Genomic DNA, 17,590 nt, shown 5'->3' with positions numbered 1-17,590 from the left:
CACTGTCTTTATTGTTTTATGGGTAAGATGTTGCGGGTCAGTTGCCTGTATCCCCCGCATGTTTTCCGCGTCGCTTCTCAACTGCCCATTTGAGTAAGGCCGCGCAGCGGAAAAATCCGTGGGCGAATTTTCCGTAGGGAAGGGTAAGAAAGAGCGCCATCACCACGCCTAAATGGAGCGCCAGCAGTATGCCCATTCCGCTGGTGTCTCTGCCTGCCAGCAGCGCCAGCCCGGTAAGGCTGGTTAAGAACAGCAGCAGAATAAAGCCGCGATCCATGGGTTTCTGGCGCGCATCGCCATGTAACGGCGACCGCCGCAGATTGAGCCACAGTAGCCCGGCCGGGCCGATAAGCAGGCCGATACCGCCCAGCGTGCCGAGCATGACCGGCAGGCTAAAGAACGGGTAGGGCGCTTCCCAACCGGCGACGTAGTGATAGCCCGTCGCCACGACCGTGGCGGCAAAACAGAGCATAAAACCGTAGAAGGTAAAGTGATGAAAGCGACGGCGCAGCAGCGTGAACGCATCGTCCGCTTCGTTACAGCCTTTGCCGTGACCGCCGTCGAGATATTTCAGCGTTAACGCATTGTGCGACGCTTCCGCAATCTCCGCCGAACGCGGTACCCCCGGCGAGATCTCACGCCAGAAGCGGATTACGCCCGCCATAAGCAAACCGATTGCCAGCACAAAAACTGAGCCAAACATCCATGCCAGCAGGCTATGCGGAAAAATTTGATAGAAGTCACCGGCCAGCGGCGGATGAATCAGCGACCCTTTCAGCGCCATCGCCAGTAATAAAAAGAGCGTCAGACCGACTATCAGCGCCAGCGCGACGGTGATCCCCGCCCGACGGTATAACGCGCCAAAAGCGGCGGGCTGGGCATACTGTTGATACGTCTCCAGGCGGGCTTGCGCCATCGCTTTCGGCACGTTAATGGCAAATTCATGGGGCGGCGCGTACTGGCACGCGTGCAGGCAGGCGCCGCAGTTATGACATAAATTCGCCAGATAATGAATATCGGCTTTACCGAATTCGAGCCGCTGGGTCATCGCCGGAAATACTGCGCAAAAACCTTCGCAGTAGCGACACGCGTTACACACTTGCATGACGCGTTCGACCTCGGCTTCCGGTTCGGTAAGCACGGTGGCCTCAATGATTAATTTTTCAAGCTGTTTCATGCTGCGCCTCCTTGTGCGCCGCGCGGGCGGCTTCTATCCCCGCAATGCGGCCAAAGGTTGTGCCGATAGACATGCCTACGCCTGCGGTATACCCCTTGCCCAGAACATTTCCTGCCATCATCTCGCCGGCAACAAACAGGTTGCGGCTTGGATGACCGGCAAAATGCACCGCGGCACGTTCATTGACTTTCAGACCCAGGTAGGTAAACGTGATGCCGGGTCGCAGCGCATAACCGTAGTAGGGCGGCGCATCAAGCGGGCGCGCCCAGTGGGTTTTCGCCGGCGTCAGGTTTTTAGTAGCGCAGTCATCAAGCAAGGTATGATCAAAATGACCGGGTTGGCAGGCCTGGTTATACTGCGTGACGGTATGGGTAAATTTTTCCGCGTCCAGCCCCAACTGGCAGGCCAGTTCAGCCAGCGTATTGGCCTGCGCGCCAGGAAAAACCGGCGGCATAAAGTGGCCGATGGCTTTGCTGTCAATAATCGAATAGCCAATTTGTCCTGGCTGTTGAGCCACCAGCCGCCCCCAAATGGCGTAACGCTTCGGCCAGAAATCTTCGCCTTCATCATAAAAACGTTCGGCGTCGCGATTCACGACAATACCCAGCGATACGCAATCCACGCGAGTACAAATACCGCCGTCGTACAGCGGCGATCTGGCATCAATCGCTACGCAGTGCGACTGGGACGGATCGCCAATGATATCCGCGCCGGCATCCATCATAAATTTGAGTAATACGCCCTGGTTAAAACGCGTGCCGCGAATCAGGAAATTATCCGCGGGCCATTCGCCGCGGGCGTTTTCTCCCCAGGCCTCCCGCAGCCATTCACGGTTTGATTCGAAACCGCCAGCCGCTAATACGCAGGCTTTGGCGGTAATCCGTTCGCTACCCGCCAGCGCTGCTACGAATTCGCCGTCATGAAGTTCAAGCGCGTGAACCGGCGTGTTATAGCGAACCTGTACGCCCAGCCGTTCGGCGCTACGGTAATAGGCATTGACGAGCGCTTTCCCGCCGCCCATAAAAAACGCATTGGTGCGCGCAACGTGGAGCGCACCTGATAGCGGCGGTTGAAAGTTAACGCCATGTTTGCGCATCCAGTCGCGGCATTGCGAAGAGGTGCGAATGACCAGCCGCGCCAGCGCCTCGTTGGTGTTGCCGTCGGTGACTCGCCACAGATCCTGCCAGAATTCCTCTTCAGGATAGCTTTCTACCAGCACATCCTGCGGCGCATCATGCATACAGCGCAGGTTTCGTGTGTGCTGAGAATTTCCGCCGCGCCATTCTCGCGGGGCAGCCTCCAGCAGCAGAACCGATGCGCCCGCTTCCCGTGCGGTCAGGGCGGCGCATAATGCGGCATTGCCTCCGCCTATCACCAGTACATCAACCATCTTATACTCCCGTACCATTTAACTATTTGTTAAATTTGTAATTGAAATGTATACGGATAAATAAGCGGCGCGCTATCAGGTAGCGCTAAACAGGGGTTTAGTAAGCGTAAAGGGTTGCGCCTGGCCATTCACTGGCGTCGACTAACTGACGCATAACTTTGGTAAGGACTACTCTGGCGGCAAGGCCGGCGGGCGTCAGTTCATCATCCGACAGGCTGACTAAAAAATTGGGGCGGCTGAGTACCGGATTATGGACGCCGATCACGCGTAGCGCGTCGTTATCCAGGTGAGAAATCGCCGCGCCGGGCTGCAACGTGGCGCCAAGACCGTCGCGCACGGCGCGCATCAACAACGCCAGGCCGTCAATTTCCGCGACGATTTCAACGTTAAGCGCATGTTCCTGGCAGACAGCGTCCAGCCTGCCGCGCAGCCCGTGTCCCTGGCTTGGCATAATGAGCGGAATGCCTGCCAGTTGTTCAGGTGTGATCGGGTTATCAGGAAGCGCCGCCAGCAGGGCATGGGAGCCAATCAGAAAAAGCTGTTCTTCAAGGATCGGTCTGGCGCTCCAGCGCAGGATTTTATCTTTTTGAAAGACAACGGCTAAATCAATCTGGCGGGTATTGATCATTCTTTCCAGATTACCGGACAAGCTTTCCACCACATGCAGTCGGACATCGGCATAGTTTTCCTGCATGGCATGGATAAACGGTATACCCAGTATGGAGGCGGTACTGGGGGCCATTCCTACGCTCACATGACCGGAAAGGCGCGCTTCTCTGGCGGCGAGAATTGCGTCGTCGGCATGACGCAGGGCGAGTTGCGCCTGCGAATAAAAGGCCAGCCCGGCGTTGGTTGGCGTTACGCCGCGCGAAGTGCGCTGCAGCAGACGGATGGCAAGCTCGTTTTCCAGACGGGACATCTGTTGACTTAATGCTGAAACGCCAATATCAAGATCCTGTGCGGCGCTGCCCATACTGCCGGTTTCAATAATACGCACGAAATAGCGTAACTGGCGAAGCTCCATTCCTGCTCTCCTGAGATGCGATAGCGTTTTTTACATTAAATCAACATCAAGCGGCAGGAAAGGGGAGGATATAAAAAAGCCAACCGGGCGGTTGGCTCTTCGAAAGATTTATACTTATTTAGTCGCGTCATCGTGCGCGTGCTCGTCTTCGCGGCAGTCGCCTTCAGCGCAGTGGCCGTAAAGATAGAGGCTGTGATTAGTTAAACGAATACCGTGTTTTGCCGCAATTTCACGCTGGCGCGCTTCAATAGAGTCATCACTAAATTCAATCACTTTTCCGCAGTCAAGGCAGATAAGATGGTCGTGATGATGCTGTTGCGTCAGTTCAAAAACGGATTTACCGCCTTCAAAATTATGGCGGGTCACGATACCGGCATCGTCAAACTGGTTCAGCACACGGTATACGGTTGCCAGACCGATTTCTTCACCCATGTCGATCAGGCGTTTGTATAAATCTTCCGCACTGACGTGATGGTTATCTGGTTCCTGAAGAACTTCCAGAATTTTTAAACGAGGAAGCGTTACTTTCAGGCCAGCCTTCTTTAATGCGGTATTGTTGTCAGTCATGCGGAATCTGTCCTGTTGCTAAACGATTCACTTCATTAGAGAAGTGACAGAAATTGCACTCAAGATAATGCGTATCATTATAGGACTGCCATGCCGAAATGAAAACCGCAAGTCTCTCGCAGATGTTAATAAAACTGTGGTTTTGCCTGCAAATTCTGGCGCCACCTGATTACACCCGGACATTGTACAGGGATGGGTGCGAAAGTTACAAATTTGTAGCAATTATTTTGATTGGTCTTGTCTATTGATGCGGCGCAGATATAACGCTGCGCCGCATAAGATTAGGCGTTGAGGATGTCGTCGAGGTGCAATTCAGCCGAAATTTGCTTAACCCATTTTTCAACACGCTCGGCGGTCAGTTCAGGCTGACGGTCTTCGTCAATCGCCAGGCCGACAAAATGATCGTCGTCAGCCAGACCTTTAGAGGCTTCAAAATGATAGCCTGCGGTTGGCCAGTGACCCACAATCGTGGCGCCGCGCGGCTCAATAATGTCGCGAATCGTGCCCAGCGCATCACAGAAGTATTCCGCGTAGTCTTCCTGATCGCCACAGCCAAACAGCGCCACCAGCTTACCGTTAAAGTCAATCTCTTCGAGAGTCGGGAAGAAGTCATCCCAGTCACATTGCGCTTCGCCATAGTACCAGGTTGGGATGCCCAGCAGCAGAATGTCATACCCTTCCAGGTCTTCTTTACTGCTTTTTGCAATGTCATGCACATCGGCAACGTCTTTACCAAGCTGTTTTTGAATCATTTTTGCGATATTTTCGGTATTACCGGTGTCGCTGCCGAAAAAGATGCCAGTGATTGCCATGAGTAAAATAACCTCTTGAAACTTATTGAAATGGTGGTGGCGAATTGCCCACGGATAAGGGCAATCATAGCAGAACAGGCAGATATGCGGAAACAGCAATCACGCGGGACTGCACGCTCTGCTACACGAAATATGAAACAAAACTTATTTTCAGACTAAACCCTGGCCGCGCAGCGCCATAAGCTGCTTCATTAATATTTCTTCAATGAGCTCGCTGCGGCTAATGTTGCGCGCTTCGGCCAGCTCATTCAGCGCGTCAACCGCTTGTGCGTTGAGTTTTAATTCGACACGCTTGAGGCCACGAACTTTGTCGCGTTTTAACTGGTTGCGCTTGTTGATGCGTAACTGTTCATCGCGCGAAAGCGGATTCGTTTTAGGTCGTCCCGGGCGACGCTCGTGCGCGAACAGATCTAATGTCGTACGGTCCGTTTGTTCTTTGGCCATGATTTTGGTGACTTCGGGGGAAACAATCAGCCAGGCTTATGCCCGGATGGATAGCGCGCCATCATACATCAGCGAGGAAGCGACGCCAACGCCCGCGCGCGTAATCGCGCACAGGCGATGAGTTTTTAATCAGTTAGCGTTTATCGTGCAGATAACGGCGGATGGCGCGCAGAACCGCCTCTGGTTTTTCAGCATGTACCCAGTGGCCCGCGCCGGCGATCACATGCGCGCGCGCCAGAGGGAATTGCGCCAGCAGCGCGTCGCGGTACGCTTCGGTCACGTACGGCGAGTTACCGCCTGGAATAAACAGCGCCGGATGTTCCCAGGGCGGAATGGTTTCCCAGCCGACGATATGCGGATACTGCTCCCATAATACCGGAACATTAAAACGCCATTCGCCTTCAGCCCAGGATTTTAACAGAAACTGGATCACGCCTTCTTCGTTGAGGTGTTGGCGCATAATCCCTGCCGCCTGTTGGCGGGATGTCGCGTCGGATTCGCTGACGGCGTTAATGGCCGCGAAAATACGATCGTGGCGGCGAACGTGATAATCCACGGGTGCGATATCAATCGCGACCAGACGATCGATGCGATCGGGCGCCAGCGCCGTCAGCGCCATTACCGCTTTTCCGCCCATGGAATGACCAATAAACGTCGCTTTTTCAATCTGCTGCGCGTCAAGCGTATCCAGAAGATCCTGGGCCATTGCCGGATAATCCATGACCGGATCGCGCGGCGATAAACCATGATTGCGCATATCGACCTGAATAATGTCGTGATCGGTCACCAGATCCCGCGCCAGTACGCCGAGGTTGTCCAGGCTGCCAAACAGGCCATGAACGAGAACGATGGGGGAATTATTGTGCAGGTTTTGTGCAGATTGCGCTCGGATGTTTAATTTCATGGCAAAGTTCTTTTTTTCGCTCTGTCGGGTTAGGGTATTATGTTGACCATTCTGCCACTGGGCTGCAACCTCTAAGGTTTACTCCGAGTTTTTTTGTCAGCCGGGCTTAACGCTATCCGCTGTTGGGATTTGTTCCTATAATCCCAATGACTTGTATTCAGCAAAGACATCGCACTGGATTAAGATGAAAACGATTGAAGTTGATGATGAACTCTATAGCTATATTGCCAGCCACACCAAGCATATCGGCGAGAGCGCATCCGACATTTTACGGCGTATGTTGAAGTTTTCCGCCACGACACAGCCAACGGCTTCAGCGGTGAAGGGGACGCCTGCGGCGCAACCCGTTGCCGAAGCGAAACCGGTTAACCCGGTAAAAGACAAAGTTCGCGCGATGCGTGAGCTGTTGTTGTCTGACGAATATGCCGAGCAGAAAAAAGCGGTCAACCGCTTTATGCTGATTCTGACTACACTCTATTCACTGGATCACCACGCGTTTGCGGAGGCGACGGAGTCGTTGCATGGCCGCACGCGCGTCTATTTTGCGGCGGATGAACAAACGCTGCTGAAAAATGGGAATCAAACTAAACCTAAGCACGTTCCCGGCACGCCGTACTGGGTGATCACCAACACCAACACCGGCCGTAAATGCAGCATGATCGAACACATCATGCAGTCAATGCAATTCCCGGCGGAATTGATTGAAAAGGTTTGCGGAACAATTTAATCCTTGCATTAGAAGGACCAGGCAATGGCAATCCACAACCGCGCAGGACAACCCGCGCAACAGAGTGATTTGATTAACGTCGCCCAACTGACGGCGCAGTATTATGTACTGAAACCGGAGGCAGGGAATGCAGAACATGCCGTGAAATTTGGCACTTCCGGCCATCGCGGTAGCGCAGGTCGTCACAGTTTCAACGAACCGCATATTCTGGCGATCGCCCAGGCGATTGCTGAAGAGCGGGCGAAAAATGGCATTACCGGCCCCTGCTATGTGGGGAAAGACACCCATGCGCTCTCGGAACCGGCCTTCATTTCCGTGCTGGAAGTGCTGGCGGCAAACGGCGTAGACGTTATCGTGCAGGAAAATAATGGCTTTACGCCAACGCCTGCCGTGTCAAATGCTATCCTGGTCCATAACAAAAAAGGCGGCCCGCTGGCTGATGGTATTGTCATTACGCCGTCGCACAACCCGCCGGAAGATGGCGGTATTAAATATAATCCGCCCAATGGCGGCCCGGCGGACACCAACGTCACTAAAGTGGTAGAAGATCGCGCCAATGCGCTGCTGGCGGATGGCCTGCAAGGCGTTAAGCGCATCTCTCTGGATGCGGCTATGGCCTCGGGCCACGTTAAAGCGGTAGATCTGGTACAGCCGTTTGTCGAAGGGCTGGCGGATATCGTTGATATGGCGGCGATTCAGAAAGCCGGTCTGACGCTGGGTGTCGATCCGCTGGGCGGCTCCGGTATTGAATACTGGAAACGTATCGCTGAGCATTACAAACTTAACCTGACGTTAGTTAACGATCAGGTTGATCAAACCTTCCGCTTTATGCACCTTGATAAAGATGGCGCGATCCGTATGGATTGCTCCTCCGAATGCGCGATGGCGGGTTTGCTGGCGCTGCGTGACAAGTTTGACCTGGCCTTCGCCAACGACCCGGACTACGACCGTCATGGCATCGTGACGCCTGCAGGGCTGATGAACCCGAACCATTATCTGGCGGTCGCCATTAACTATCTGTTCCAGCATCGTCCGCTGTGGGGCAAAGACGTGGCTGTCGGTAAAACGCTGGTCTCTTCCGCGATGATTGACCGCGTGGTGAATGACTTGGGACGCAAGCTGGTGGAAGTGCCGGTAGGCTTCAAATGGTTTGTTGACGGTTTGTTCGACGGCAGCTTTGGTTTCGGCGGGGAAGAGAGCGCGGGCGCTTCGTTCCTGCGTTTCGACGGTACGCCGTGGTCTACCGATAAAGACGGTATCATCATGTGCCTGCTGGCGGCGGAAATCACCGCCGTTACCGGGAAAAACCCGCAAGAGCATTACAATGAACTGGCAGCGCGTTTTGGCGCGCCGAGCTATAACCGTCTGCAAGCGGCAGCGACATCGGCCCAGAAAGCGGCATTGTCTAAACTGTCTCCGGAAATGGTCAGCGCCAGCACGCTGGCAGGCGACCCGATCACCGCGCGTCTTACCGCAGCGCCGGGTAATGGCGCATCGATTGGCGGCCTGAAGGTAATGACCGACAACGGCTGGTTCGCCGCGCGTCCATCCGGTACGGAAGACGCTTACAAGATCTATTGCGAAAGCTTCCTGGGGGAAGAGCATCGCAAGCAGATTGAGAAAGAAGCCGTTGAAATCGTTAGCGAAGTATTGAAAAACGCCTGATGGGCGATATGGAAGAAAAAGGAGCCTTACGGCTCCTTTTTTGTATTAACGGCGCTGCGCTTATCAGGCCTGTAAACCGCCTCCAGGCCGGATAAGGCGCTTGTGATATCTGACTTATTCGCTCTGAGTCGCCAGATGTCGGCGGCAGGTGAGGGCGTCGCATTCAATACGCACCACGCAAACCGCTTTCATCATATCTTCCCGATAACTGAAGGTTTTTCCCGGATCGGTCTGGCGCATAATGACGTCCAGGCCGTGGCGCATCTCCTCGCGCGTTTGCAATATCGATGCCAGTCCGGTGGCGAAAACGCTGGTGTAGGCGTAGCTATAATCACAGGGGTCATCGGCACGTAGTAATGCATGGTCGCCGTCCATTTCAATGCATACTGCCGGGTTCTTACGTAACAGACGCATCTTTTTCCCGGTGCGTGCGCCGTGAAAATAAAATATCCAGCGTCCGTTCTGATACTCGTAGCCAAAATTTACGGGGACAACATACGGACAGAGATTGTCGTTAAACCCTATCCGACACACTTCGTGTTTACTGAGAATAGCCAGTATTTCTGCTATATCAGTGACTTCCCGTTCTGGATTACTCATTTCTATTATCTTATTCAAAGAGTGAAAATGCCCGGACTACCGTTACCGCAGCCCGGGCGCGCCATCAGCCGTGTTTATTTTTCAATTCAAAACGCGGTGAGACCAGGCCGTATAACGTCCAGCCGAGGAAGGTCACAATTGAGCCGTACAGCATGGCTTCTTCACCGGAGGAATATAGCGCGTAGAAGCTATACATGGCGCCAACGAAGGCCACGAAGTTAGCGACTTTCGCTTTTGATGACGGCACATTCGCCATTTTCTGAATGATAACCAGCGCGGCCATCGACAGAATATACGGAATAATGTTCGTCACCACCGCCAGGTTAACCAGGACGTTAAACTGACTATTCAGCGACGGGCTAATGGTCATCAGCGACAGGCCAGTCTGAATAATCACAATAATCAACATCCCCTGAACCGGCGCGTCGACTTTCGTTACACGAGAGAAGACTTTCGGGAAATAGCCTTCGTCAGCGGAGGATTTAAAGACCTGAGCGATAGTGAACTGCCAGCCCAGCAGCGAGCCGCAGCAGGACATTACCATCAGCGCCATGATCACTTTACCTACCGCAGGCGTGAACATCTGTGCAAACGCCAGACCAAACGGCGCCGTGGAGTTCGCCAGATCCATGTTCGGCACAATCCCGGCAATCACGTTAGTCGAAACGATATAGATGACCGCCGCGCCCAGCGTACCGCCCAGTACCGCGATGGGGACGTTCTTTTCCGGATTCTCGACCACGTCTGCGTTGGCGCAGGCGGATTCCAGTCCAAGAAATGCCCACAACGTCATGGCGATGGAAGAACCGACCGCGCTAAAGAACGGAACATGGTGCGGGTTCCATGACGCTACGTACATGCTGGGGCTAAACCAGAACCAGCCAATGATGCACAGGCCGACAACCGGAATGATGACGCCCCAAACGGTAACGCTACTGATCTGTCCGGTAATACGCGCGCCGCCAAAGTTTGCGATGGTACAAACCCACAATACGGCGATAGTCGCCAGGCCGATCTGGAGCGGCGTCAGCGCGGCGCCGAACAGCTCTGTGCCATAGCCGACAGCGGAGATGGCGATAGCCACGTTGGCGATCAGCAGCGAGACGCCGTAGGTATAGTTCGCCATAAAGTTGCCGGATTTACCGAAGGCATATTCGGCGTAACCGCCCATGCCGCCGGATTTACGGCTAAACATACCGCATTTCGCAAACGCCCAGGCCAGCGCCATCGAGCCGACGGCGGTCACCAGCCAGGAGATAATGGATATCGTGCCGACTTCAGACAGTTTGGTCGGTAGCATGATGATCCCGGAGCCCATCATGTTGACCATAGTCAGAATTGTGAGCTGCACGACACCCATTTTATTGGATTTAGGTTTACTCATAATTTTTCCTCCTTCAGCAGGGAGCGCTGTGCGTCACGAGGTTTAATGACGTAGCACCAGACCTGCTTACGGCCGTCGTGTTCTTCGATATAAACGCCCTGCAGTTCAGGCGCAAAGCCCGGCAGCAGGTTGATCCCTTCTTCCAGGGCGCTGAAGTAACGCAGGACAGAACCGCCCCAGATTTCACCCGGAACTACACACAGCACTCCCGGCGGGTAAGGCAGAGCGCCTTCAGCCGCGATACGACCTTCCGCTTCCGGCAGGCGAACCAGTTCGACCTCGCCGCGCAGATAGGCATAGTTGGCCTCTTGCGGATTCATACTGACTTTCGGGAAATGCGATTTACGGAACATCTCTTTTTGCAGCTGTTTCACGTTGTGCCGCGCATAGAGATCGTGCATCTCCTGGCAAAGCTGACGCAGGGTGTAGCCGGCATAACGCGCTTCATGCTGTTTGTAGATGGACGGTAATACTTCCGCTAACGGCGCATCAGCTTCCAGCAGTTTTTCGAAACGAGCCAGCAGGGCGACAAGCTGTTGTAACTTCGCCATATCTTCTGCCGGCGTCAGCAGGAACAGAATGGAGTTGAGGTCACATTTTTCCGGCACAACGCCGTTCTCGCGCAGGAAGTTGGCGAGGATCGTGGCAGGAACGCCAAAGTCTTCATATTCGCCGCTCGCTGCATTAATGCCCGGTGTGGTGAGCAGCAGTTTGCAAGGGTCGACAAAGTACTGATGTTCGGCATAGCCTTCAAACGCATGCCAGTGTTCTCCCGGAACGAAGTGGAAGAAGCGCAGATCGCTGGCGATCTCTGACGTCGGGTATGACTGCCACGGCTTACCATCAATCAGTTCCGGTACGAACGGACGGATGTGATGACAGTTTTCGAGGATCAATTTACGGGCATCGATGCCGTTAACCACGCAATCCATCCACATATTGCGACCGCTGACGCCTTCGTGCATTTTGGCGTTAACGTCCAGCGCGGCGAACAGCGGATAGAACGGGCTGGTGGAGGCGTGCATCATAAAGGCGTTGTTCATGCGCTTATGCGGAACGTAGCGCGATTGCCCTTTGATATGGCTATCTTTTTTATGGATCTGCGAGGTCTGGGAGAAACCGGCTTGTTGTTTATGAACGGACTGCGTCACCAGAATACCCGGATCGTTTTCGTTCAGTTCCAGCAGCAGCGGCGAACAATCGGCCATCATCGGAATAAATTGTTCATAGCCGACCCAGGCGGAGTCAAACAGGATGTAGTCGCACAGATGACCAATTTTATCGACGACCTGACGGGCGTTATAAATGGTACCGTCGTAGGTGCCTAACTGGATGACGGCCAGACGGAATGGACGTGCTTCGCGGGCGCGCTGCGGCGCGACTTCGCTAATCAGCTCGCGCAGGTAATCTTCTTCGAAGCAGTGAGCGTCGATCCCGCCGATAAAACCATACGGGTTACGCGCGGTTTCCAGATAAACTGGCGTTGCGCCCGCCTGCAATAATGCGCCGTGGTGGTTAGATTTGTGGTTGTTACGGTCAAACAGTACCAGATCGCCCGGCGTTAACAGCGCGTTGAGTACGACTTTGTTAGAGGAGGAGGTCCCGTTCAGCACAAAGTAGGTCTTATCGGCGTTAAAGACTTTCGCCGCATGTTGCTGCGCAATGCAAGGCGCGCCTTCGTGAATCAGCAGATCGCCCATCGCCACGTCCGCGTTGCATAGGTCGGAGCGGAAGAGCGTTTCGCCAAAGTATTCCACGAACTGATTACCGGCAGGATGACGGCGGAAGAATTCGCCGCCCTGATGCCCCGGGCAGTCAAATGCGCTGTTGCCCTGGTTGACATAATCCACCAGCGCGCGGAAAAACGGCGGACGTAACTGCGTTTCGTAGTGGCTTGCCGCGGTTTCCAACTGGCGACCATAGAAGGCAGTACGGGATTCATTATATTCGAATACACCAGAGATACGCGGCAAATACTCAGGCGGTACGCGCCCTTCGTCATGAGTCGCGACAAACACGGGAATACCGTAACCCGTTGCGTCGATTTCATCGAGTTTTCCGTGTTCAATGTCGTCGATGGATAACACGATGGCAGCCACGTCGATGAAACGACTCTCATCAACATTTACAATATTACGGTGTGTAGAAAAACAATCCGGGCAATGACGGCTAACGGCAATTTTTAATTCTGACATTTTTCATCTCTTTATTTCAGGTAATAGCAGGCCCTCAATTTCTCGCATGAGAAACTGATTCTTCCGGAAAAAATCAAAGCTATCCCGCTGATAAAAAAATCAGTAAATTAGCTTTATTTTAGATGTAATAAATCCCAACCCGTCCGGTTGCAGGAAATTCAGGATTTAAGGAGTTGAGTACTACGATATACAGGCAGAAACCGCGATAACTAAAATTGCGCTGAGTCGGAATTTCTTCTGTCAAACCACATAGTTAGCTGGCTGGGCGTAAAGGAATTACCGTACTGTCGCTTTTAACAATTCGAGTTATTTAGGCAATAGACCTGAATGACATAAGGGTCGGAAAGACCTGTATGCTGAAGTACCCGTAGCAGAAAAACTACCGGGCATTAAAGAAATGAAAGTCGAAACTATTACGGTGGGCAAACATCATAATATGCGTTGTCCGCCTTATATGGGGCATAAAACGATTATTATTTTCCATTTTGAGGTCCTTTCATTGATTTATTGAAAGCATGGATATTTTATCCAGGAAGCGCCAGCAATCTGTGAACCAGATCAACAAAAAACGATCATTTGAAAAATAATTAGTCGGCGATTATGCATATCGCGCTGTGAAATAACGGATTGTTTCTTAAATGTTAATTATATGTTTTTTATATTCTCCATAAAATATAATATCGCCGCGAAAATAATTATTCGCGACGCCGAAAATAAATGACATAAAAATTAGAAGTTATTTAAAAATAATGAATAGCTATTCATGGCATAAAGCGATAGCCAATTCCGGTTTCGGTAATAAAATGGCGTGGGCGGGTGGGATCTTGTTCCAGTTTCTGGCGTAAATGTCCCATATAGATGCGCAAATAGTGGCTATGCTCCACGGCGTTAGGGCCCCAGACCTGGTTTAATAACTGCCGTTGGGTTAATACCTTGCCGGCATTATTGAGTAATACCGCCAGCAGGCGGAACTCAATCGGCGTCAGATGGATTTCTTCGTCGCCACGGTGGATCAACCGTGCGGCGAGATCGACCGTCACGCCGGAAAAGCGGACGATCGGATCGGCGCAAGGGCTGGCGGCGTGCCGTCGCAGCGCGACACGCAAACGCGCCTGCAACTCGCCAATGCCGAATGGCTTGCTCAGGTAATCATCAGCTCCGGCGTCAAGCGCGGCAATCTTATCGCTTTCTTCGCTGCGGGCGGAAAGGACAATCACCGGTATTGCGCTCCACTGACGCAGGTCGCGAATAAAATCGATTCCGTCGCCGTCCGGCAGGCCGAGATCGAGAATAATCAGATCGGGCTTTCGCGTGGCGGCTTCCAGTAAACCACGTTGTAATGTTTCAGCTTCATACACGCGCAGGCCGTCGCCTTCCAGCGCGGCGCGCAGAAAGCGGCGGATGGCCTGTTCATCTTCAACAATCAGAACGTTTGTCACATATCCTCATGAAAATCATCAAGTTCAGGTGGCTTTCCTTGCGGCAGCGTCACACGGAAACAGGCGCCGCCCTGCGGTCGATTATAGGCGGTAAGCGTGCCGCCGTGTACCTCTACGATAGCATGGCAAATCGCCAGCCCCAGCCCCACGCCGGGGACGGCGGACTCTTTGTTGCCGCGGGCGAACTTATCGAAAATCTTCTGTTCTTGCCCCGCAGGAATACCCGGCCCGTTATCCCAGACATCCAGTTGTAAACGATCGTCCTTAACCGCAGCATCAATGCCGATACTGGCCTGCGGCCCGGCGTACTTAACGGCGTTTTCCAGCAAGTTGATCAGGACACGCTCAAATAAGGGGCCATCGACATGGATAAGCGTTAACTGTTGCGGCAGCGACAATGTAATCGGATGCAATAAACCCGGCTCTAACATCTGTAACGCGCTCCCGACGACCTCTTCCAGTGTCAGCCACTCTTTTTTAAGATTAAACCCGCCGGACTGAATACGCGCCATATCCAGCAAATTATTCACCAGCCGGGTGGTGTTGAGAATATGCTGGCGGATTTCACTGGCCTGACGCGCGTGGGGCGATCCTGCGCTGGCTAAATCCAGCGTCAAAATTTCCGCCTGGCCGAACAATACCGTCAGCGGCGTGCGTAAATCATGCGACAGCGCCGCCAGCAGAGCGTTGCGAATACTTTCTCGCTCGCTGGCGAGACGCGCCTGTTCTTCGCTGGCGGTCAGCGTCAGTCGTTCCAGCGCGTTGGCGACAAGCAGAGTGAATGTTTCCAGCAGGCGTTGCTGCTCCGGCACCATTAACTGACGCAAATTACCCGGTTCGACGATAGCCAGACCGTACGTTTTATCGGCGCTTTTCAGCGGCAGGATTTGATAAGGCACGCCAGGGAGGGTATCGGTGCCTGCGCCGGCAGGCTGGCCTTTATCAAAACTCCAGCGCGCAATTGCGTCGTCCCACGGCGTCATGCCTTGCTGGTGGGTGAGAGGCAGCAACTTACCGTTAGCATCAGGTAATAAAATTTGGCTGCGCGCCTGGAACGTCGAGGCGATAAACCGCTCGCTGGTCGCGGCGATATCATGTTCGCTACGCCCGACGGCCAGCGCTTTAGACATTTCATATAAATGGCGGGTACGCTGTTCCCGATAACGGGCGACGCGCGCCTGATAGCGCACCCCGGCAGTAAGATTGCCAATCACCAGACCTACCGTCAGCATCACGGCAAAGGTCAGCAAATATTGCACGTCCGAAACGGCGAGCGTACCGCGTGGCGCGATAAAAAAGAGATCGAAACTCGCCACGTTAATCACCGTCGCCACCACCGACGGCCAGCGTCCGTAAAGCAGCGCAATCACCACTACACCCAACAAATAGAGCATCACCAGATTGGCGGCGTCGAAGGTGACAAGCCACTGCATAGCGATAAGCGTGGTGATGGCGCAAAGCGCCACGGCGACCAGACAGCCCTGAATCTGCCCACGCCATTTCTCTTTAAAAGGTCGGTTATCAGGCGTTTGCGCCAACGCGCGCGCTGGCGGCTCTTCCAGCGCGACGATCACCTGATCGAGATCCGGCGCGCGCCTGGCAAGACGGTCGGCGAAAGCGTCACGTCGCCACCAGCGTCGCGACGCCGGGCGGCCCATGACGATTTTCCCCAGATTATGTTCGCGGGCATAGCGCACGACCGCTTTCTCTTCGGCGGGATCGGACAGGGTGGCGGTTTCCGCGCCAAGCTCCTGCGCCAGGCGCAGCGCGCTTAAAATGGCCCGCCGTTGTTTTTCCGGTAAGCGGTGTAACGTTGGCGTTTCGACATAGACGGCGTGCCAGACGCTGCCGAGCCGGGAGGCCAGACGCGCCGCGGTACGCACCAGTTTTTCGCTGCCGGTGTTATGCCCGATACACAGTAAAATCGCATCGCGGGTGTGCCATACTTTTTCTTCGCCCGGATGCGCGCGCCAGGCGCGCATCTGATCGTCCACGCGATCGGCTGTCCGGCGTAGCGCCAGCTCGCGGAGGGCGATCAGATTGCCCTTGCGGAAAAAATGTTCAATAGCGCGTTCCGCCTGACCGGCGATATACACTTTACCTTCGTTGAGCCGTTGGCGCAGATCGTCGGGCGGCAGATCGACCAGTACGACTTCATCGGCGGCATCAAAAAAGGGATCGGGGACGGTTTCGCGCACCTGAATCCCCGTGACGCCGCTCACCACATCGTTCAGACTTTCCAGATGTTGTACGTTCACGGTGGTGAAAACGTCGATTCCCGCTTCCAGCAGCTCTTCAATATCCTGCCAGCGCTTAGGATGGCGTGAGCCAGGCGCGTTACTGTGCGCCAGCTCATCCATTAAAATCAGTGCCGGACGTCGGGCGAGGGCGGCATCCAGGTCAAATTCGCGGATTTGCCGCCCCCGGTGCGAGTGACGTTTTGGCGGCAGAATGGTCAGCCCGTCAAGTAGCGCGGCGGTCTCTTTACGGCCATGCGTCTCTACCACGCCGATCACCACATCCAGCCCCTGCGCTCGCAGCCGCTGCGCTTGCGCCAGCATCGCCCAGGTTTTTCCGACGCCTGCGCAGGCGCCGAAGAAAATTTTCAACTTCCCCCGGTGGGGCGGGGGCGTTTGTTCCAACAAGCGATCCGGATCAGGACGCAAGGGTTCGTCGTTCATTTCGCTCTGTGTCCCTGTAGCGCATCCAGCGCCAGATTAAGCTCAACAATATTCACCACCGGTTGCCCAAGAAAGCGCGCCAGCGGCCTGTGCGTATATTCTGCAACCAGTTGCGCGACCTGTTCAACGGGAAGCTGGCGAGCCGCCGCCACGCGGGGGATTTGCCATGCCGCGGCGCCGGGCGTCAGATTATTATCCAGCCCGCTTGCCGACGCCGTCGCCAGCTCAACCGGAACCGCGGAACTCGCCTGGGGGTTAGCGGCGCGTAGCGCGGCGACGCGGGCCTGTATTTGCGCATCCAGTTCGGGATTGCTGGCGGCCAGGTTGCTTCCGCCCGACGCCAATGGATTATAAGGCGTATCGGCGGTGGCGGAGGGCCGGCCATGAAAATAACCCGCGGCGGTAAACGATTGTCCGATAAGCGCTGAGCCGCGTATCACATTGTCTTTATGAATCAGCGAGCCATTAGCCTGCCAGGGAAACCACCACTGCCCCAGCGCCGTGGTCAGAAGCGGATACACGCCGCCGGTCAATAACAGCAGAAATAACATTGTCGAAAAAGCAGGACGTAAACCGATCAT

16 protein-coding genes and 1 pseudogene are annotated in these 17,590 nt (G+C 54.3%); 2 read left to right on the top strand and 15 right to left on the bottom strand.

What is annotated here, in order from left to right; genetic code table 11:
• Positions 1-37: 37 nt before the first annotated feature.
• From tcuB to ybfF, 8 genes and pseudogenes are all read right to left on the bottom strand, one after another.
• Entirely contained in the window at positions 38-1,177 is a 1,140-nt protein-coding gene (gene tcuB / locus ACLJPQ_RS03010) for a tricarballylate utilization protein TcuB (protein ID WP_000811134.1), read from the bottom strand.
• Entirely contained in the window at positions 1,164-2,567 is a 1,404-nt protein-coding gene (gene tcuA / locus ACLJPQ_RS03005) for an FAD-dependent tricarballylate dehydrogenase TcuA (protein WP_080185011.1), read from the bottom strand. The genes tcuB and tcuA overlap by 14 nt, the downstream gene beginning before the upstream one ends.
• Before the next feature lie 97 nt (positions 2,568-2,664).
• Positions 2,665-3,591 (bottom strand): tricarballylate utilization LysR family transcriptional regulator TcuR, encoded by a 927-nt coding sequence (gene tcuR / locus ACLJPQ_RS03000; RefSeq protein ID WP_080185010.1) that lies wholly within the window; start codon positions 3,589-3,591, stop codon positions 2,665-2,667.
• Between the two features lie 114 nt (positions 3,592-3,705).
• Positions 3,706-4,158: a ferric iron uptake transcriptional regulator gene (gene fur, locus ACLJPQ_RS02995; protein ID WP_000131699.1), complete on the bottom strand. Its 453-nt coding sequence runs from the start codon at positions 4,156-4,158 to the stop codon at positions 3,706-3,708.
• Positions 4,151-4,236, bottom strand: a pseudogene (locus ACLJPQ_RS02990) (ryhB-regulated fur leader peptide). The gene fur and the pseudogene ACLJPQ_RS02990 overlap by 8 nt, the downstream one beginning before the upstream one ends.
• A 203-nt stretch (positions 4,237-4,439) precedes the next feature.
• Positions 4,440-4,970 (bottom strand): flavodoxin FldA, encoded by a 531-nt coding sequence (fldA, locus tag ACLJPQ_RS02985; RefSeq protein WP_001018620.1) that lies wholly within the window; start codon positions 4,968-4,970, stop codon positions 4,440-4,442.
• A 150-nt stretch (positions 4,971-5,120) separates the two neighbouring features.
• The gene (gene ybfE / locus ACLJPQ_RS02980; RefSeq protein ID WP_001040939.1) at positions 5,121-5,414 is read right to left on the bottom strand and encodes a LexA regulated protein; all 294 of its coding nucleotides are present in this window, start codon (positions 5,412-5,414) and stop codon (positions 5,121-5,123) included.
• 133 nt (positions 5,415-5,547) lie between these two features.
• Positions 5,548-6,318, bottom strand: coding sequence for an esterase (ybfF, locus tag ACLJPQ_RS02975; RefSeq protein WP_000773245.1), 771 nt, complete (start codon positions 6,316-6,318; stop codon positions 5,548-5,550).
• A gap of 184 nt (positions 6,319-6,502) precedes the next feature.
• Here ybfF and seqA point away from each other — a divergent pair, with 184 nt between their 5' ends.
• Both seqA and pgm read left to right on the top strand, forming a co-directional pair.
• Positions 6,503-7,045: a replication initiation negative regulator SeqA gene (gene seqA / locus ACLJPQ_RS02970; RefSeq protein WP_000848395.1), complete on the top strand. Its 543-nt coding sequence runs from the start codon at positions 6,503-6,505 to the stop codon at positions 7,043-7,045.
• 24 nt (positions 7,046-7,069) lie between these two features.
• The gene (pgm, locus tag ACLJPQ_RS02965; protein ID WP_000974372.1) at positions 7,070-8,710 is read left to right on the top strand and encodes a phosphoglucomutase (alpha-D-glucose-1,6-bisphosphate-dependent); all 1,641 of its coding nucleotides are present in this window, start codon (positions 7,070-7,072) and stop codon (positions 8,708-8,710) included.
• 114 nt (positions 8,711-8,824) lie between these two features.
• On the opposite strand, the gene ACLJPQ_RS02960 is transcribed toward pgm, so the two are convergent.
• From ACLJPQ_RS02960 to kdpC, 7 genes are all read right to left on the bottom strand, one after another.
• Positions 8,825-9,310 carry a pyridoxamine 5'-phosphate oxidase family protein gene (locus tag ACLJPQ_RS02960; protein ID WP_000070053.1) on the bottom strand — a complete coding sequence of 162 codons (486 nt, stop codon included), beginning with the start codon at positions 9,308-9,310 and terminating at the stop codon, positions 8,825-8,827.
• Between the two features lie 64 nt (positions 9,311-9,374).
• A complete protein-coding gene (gene potE, locus ACLJPQ_RS02955; RefSeq protein ID WP_000042658.1) occupies positions 9,375-10,694 on the bottom strand; it encodes a putrescine-ornithine antiporter in 1,320 nt (439 codons plus the stop codon).
• Entirely contained in the window at positions 10,691-12,889 is a 2,199-nt protein-coding gene (gene speF, locus ACLJPQ_RS02950) for an ornithine decarboxylase SpeF (RefSeq protein WP_001292402.1), read from the bottom strand. The genes potE and speF overlap by 4 nt, the downstream gene beginning before the upstream one ends.
• Before the next feature lie 379 nt (positions 12,890-13,268).
• A complete protein-coding gene (gene speFL, locus ACLJPQ_RS02945; RefSeq protein WP_015632840.1) occupies positions 13,269-13,373 on the bottom strand; it encodes a leader peptide SpeFL in 105 nt (34 codons plus the stop codon).
• Positions 13,374-13,650: 277 nt separating this feature from the next.
• On the bottom strand, positions 13,651-14,328 hold the full coding sequence (gene kdpE / locus ACLJPQ_RS02940) for a two-component system response regulator KdpE (protein WP_000186053.1): 678 nt from the start codon (positions 14,326-14,328) through the stop codon (positions 13,651-13,653).
• Positions 14,325-17,009, bottom strand: a complete 2,685-nt coding sequence (gene kdpD, locus ACLJPQ_RS02935) for a two-component system sensor histidine kinase KdpD (protein WP_000997487.1) — start codon at positions 17,007-17,009, stop codon at positions 14,325-14,327. Before kdpD ends, kdpE begins: the two co-directional genes overlap by 4 nt.
• Complete coding sequence (gene kdpC / locus ACLJPQ_RS02930) at positions 17,006-17,590, bottom strand: potassium-transporting ATPase subunit KdpC (RefSeq protein ID WP_000579804.1); 585 nt, start codon at positions 17,588-17,590, stop codon at positions 17,006-17,008. The genes kdpD and kdpC overlap by 4 nt, the downstream gene beginning before the upstream one ends.

It is taken from the genome of Salmonella sp. SAL04213 (assembly GCF_046550535.1).
In the GTDB taxonomy this organism is placed as follows: domain Bacteria; phylum Pseudomonadota; class Gammaproteobacteria; order Enterobacterales; family Enterobacteriaceae; genus Salmonella; species Salmonella enterica.
The sequence above is the reverse complement of the archived record's forward strand: the minus strand, read 5'-3'. Positions and strand labels throughout refer to the sequence as shown.

Excerpts from the sequence above, each read along its gene's own strand:
- tcuB (WP_000811134.1), bottom strand. The coding sequence starts at position 1,177 with ATGAAACAGCTTGAAAAATTAATCATTGAGGCCACCGTGCTTACCGAA.
- tcuA (WP_080185011.1), bottom strand. The coding sequence starts at position 2,567 with ATGGTTGATGTACTGGTGATAGGCGGAGGCAATGCCGCATTATGCGCC.
- tcuR (WP_080185010.1), bottom strand. The coding sequence starts at position 3,591 with ATGGAGCTTCGCCAGTTACGCTATTTCGTGCGTATTATTGAAACCGGC.
- fur (WP_000131699.1), bottom strand. The coding sequence starts at position 4,158 with ATGACTGACAACAATACCGCATTAAAGAAGGCTGGCCTGAAAGTAACG.
- fldA (WP_001018620.1), bottom strand. The coding sequence starts at position 4,970 with ATGGCAATCACTGGCATCTTTTTCGGCAGCGACACCGGTAATACCGAA.
- ybfE (WP_001040939.1), bottom strand. The coding sequence starts at position 5,414 with ATGGCCAAAGAACAAACGGACCGTACGACATTAGATCTGTTCGCGCAC.
- ybfF (WP_000773245.1), bottom strand. The coding sequence starts at position 6,318 with ATGAAATTAAACATCCGAGCGCAATCTGCACAAAACCTGCACAATAAT.
- seqA (WP_000848395.1), top strand. The coding sequence starts at position 6,503 with ATGAAAACGATTGAAGTTGATGATGAACTCTATAGCTATATTGCCAGC.
- pgm (WP_000974372.1), top strand. The coding sequence starts at position 7,070 with ATGGCAATCCACAACCGCGCAGGACAACCCGCGCAACAGAGTGATTTG.
- ACLJPQ_RS02960 (WP_000070053.1), bottom strand. The coding sequence starts at position 9,310 with ATGAGTAATCCAGAACGGGAAGTCACTGATATAGCAGAAATACTGGCT.
- potE (WP_000042658.1), bottom strand. The coding sequence starts at position 10,694 with ATGAGTAAACCTAAATCCAATAAAATGGGTGTCGTGCAGCTCACAATT.
- speF (WP_001292402.1), bottom strand. The coding sequence starts at position 12,889 with ATGTCAGAATTAAAAATTGCCGTTAGCCGTCATTGCCCGGATTGTTTT.
- speFL (WP_015632840.1), bottom strand. The coding sequence starts at position 13,373 with ATGGAAAATAATAATCGTTTTATGCCCCATATAAGGCGGACAACGCAT.
- kdpD (WP_000997487.1), bottom strand. The coding sequence starts at position 17,009 with ATGAACGACGAACCCTTGCGTCCTGATCCGGATCGCTTGTTGGAACAA.
- kdpC (WP_000579804.1), bottom strand. The coding sequence starts at position 17,590 with ATGATCGGTTTACGTCCTGCTTTTTCGACAATGTTATTTCTGCTGTTA.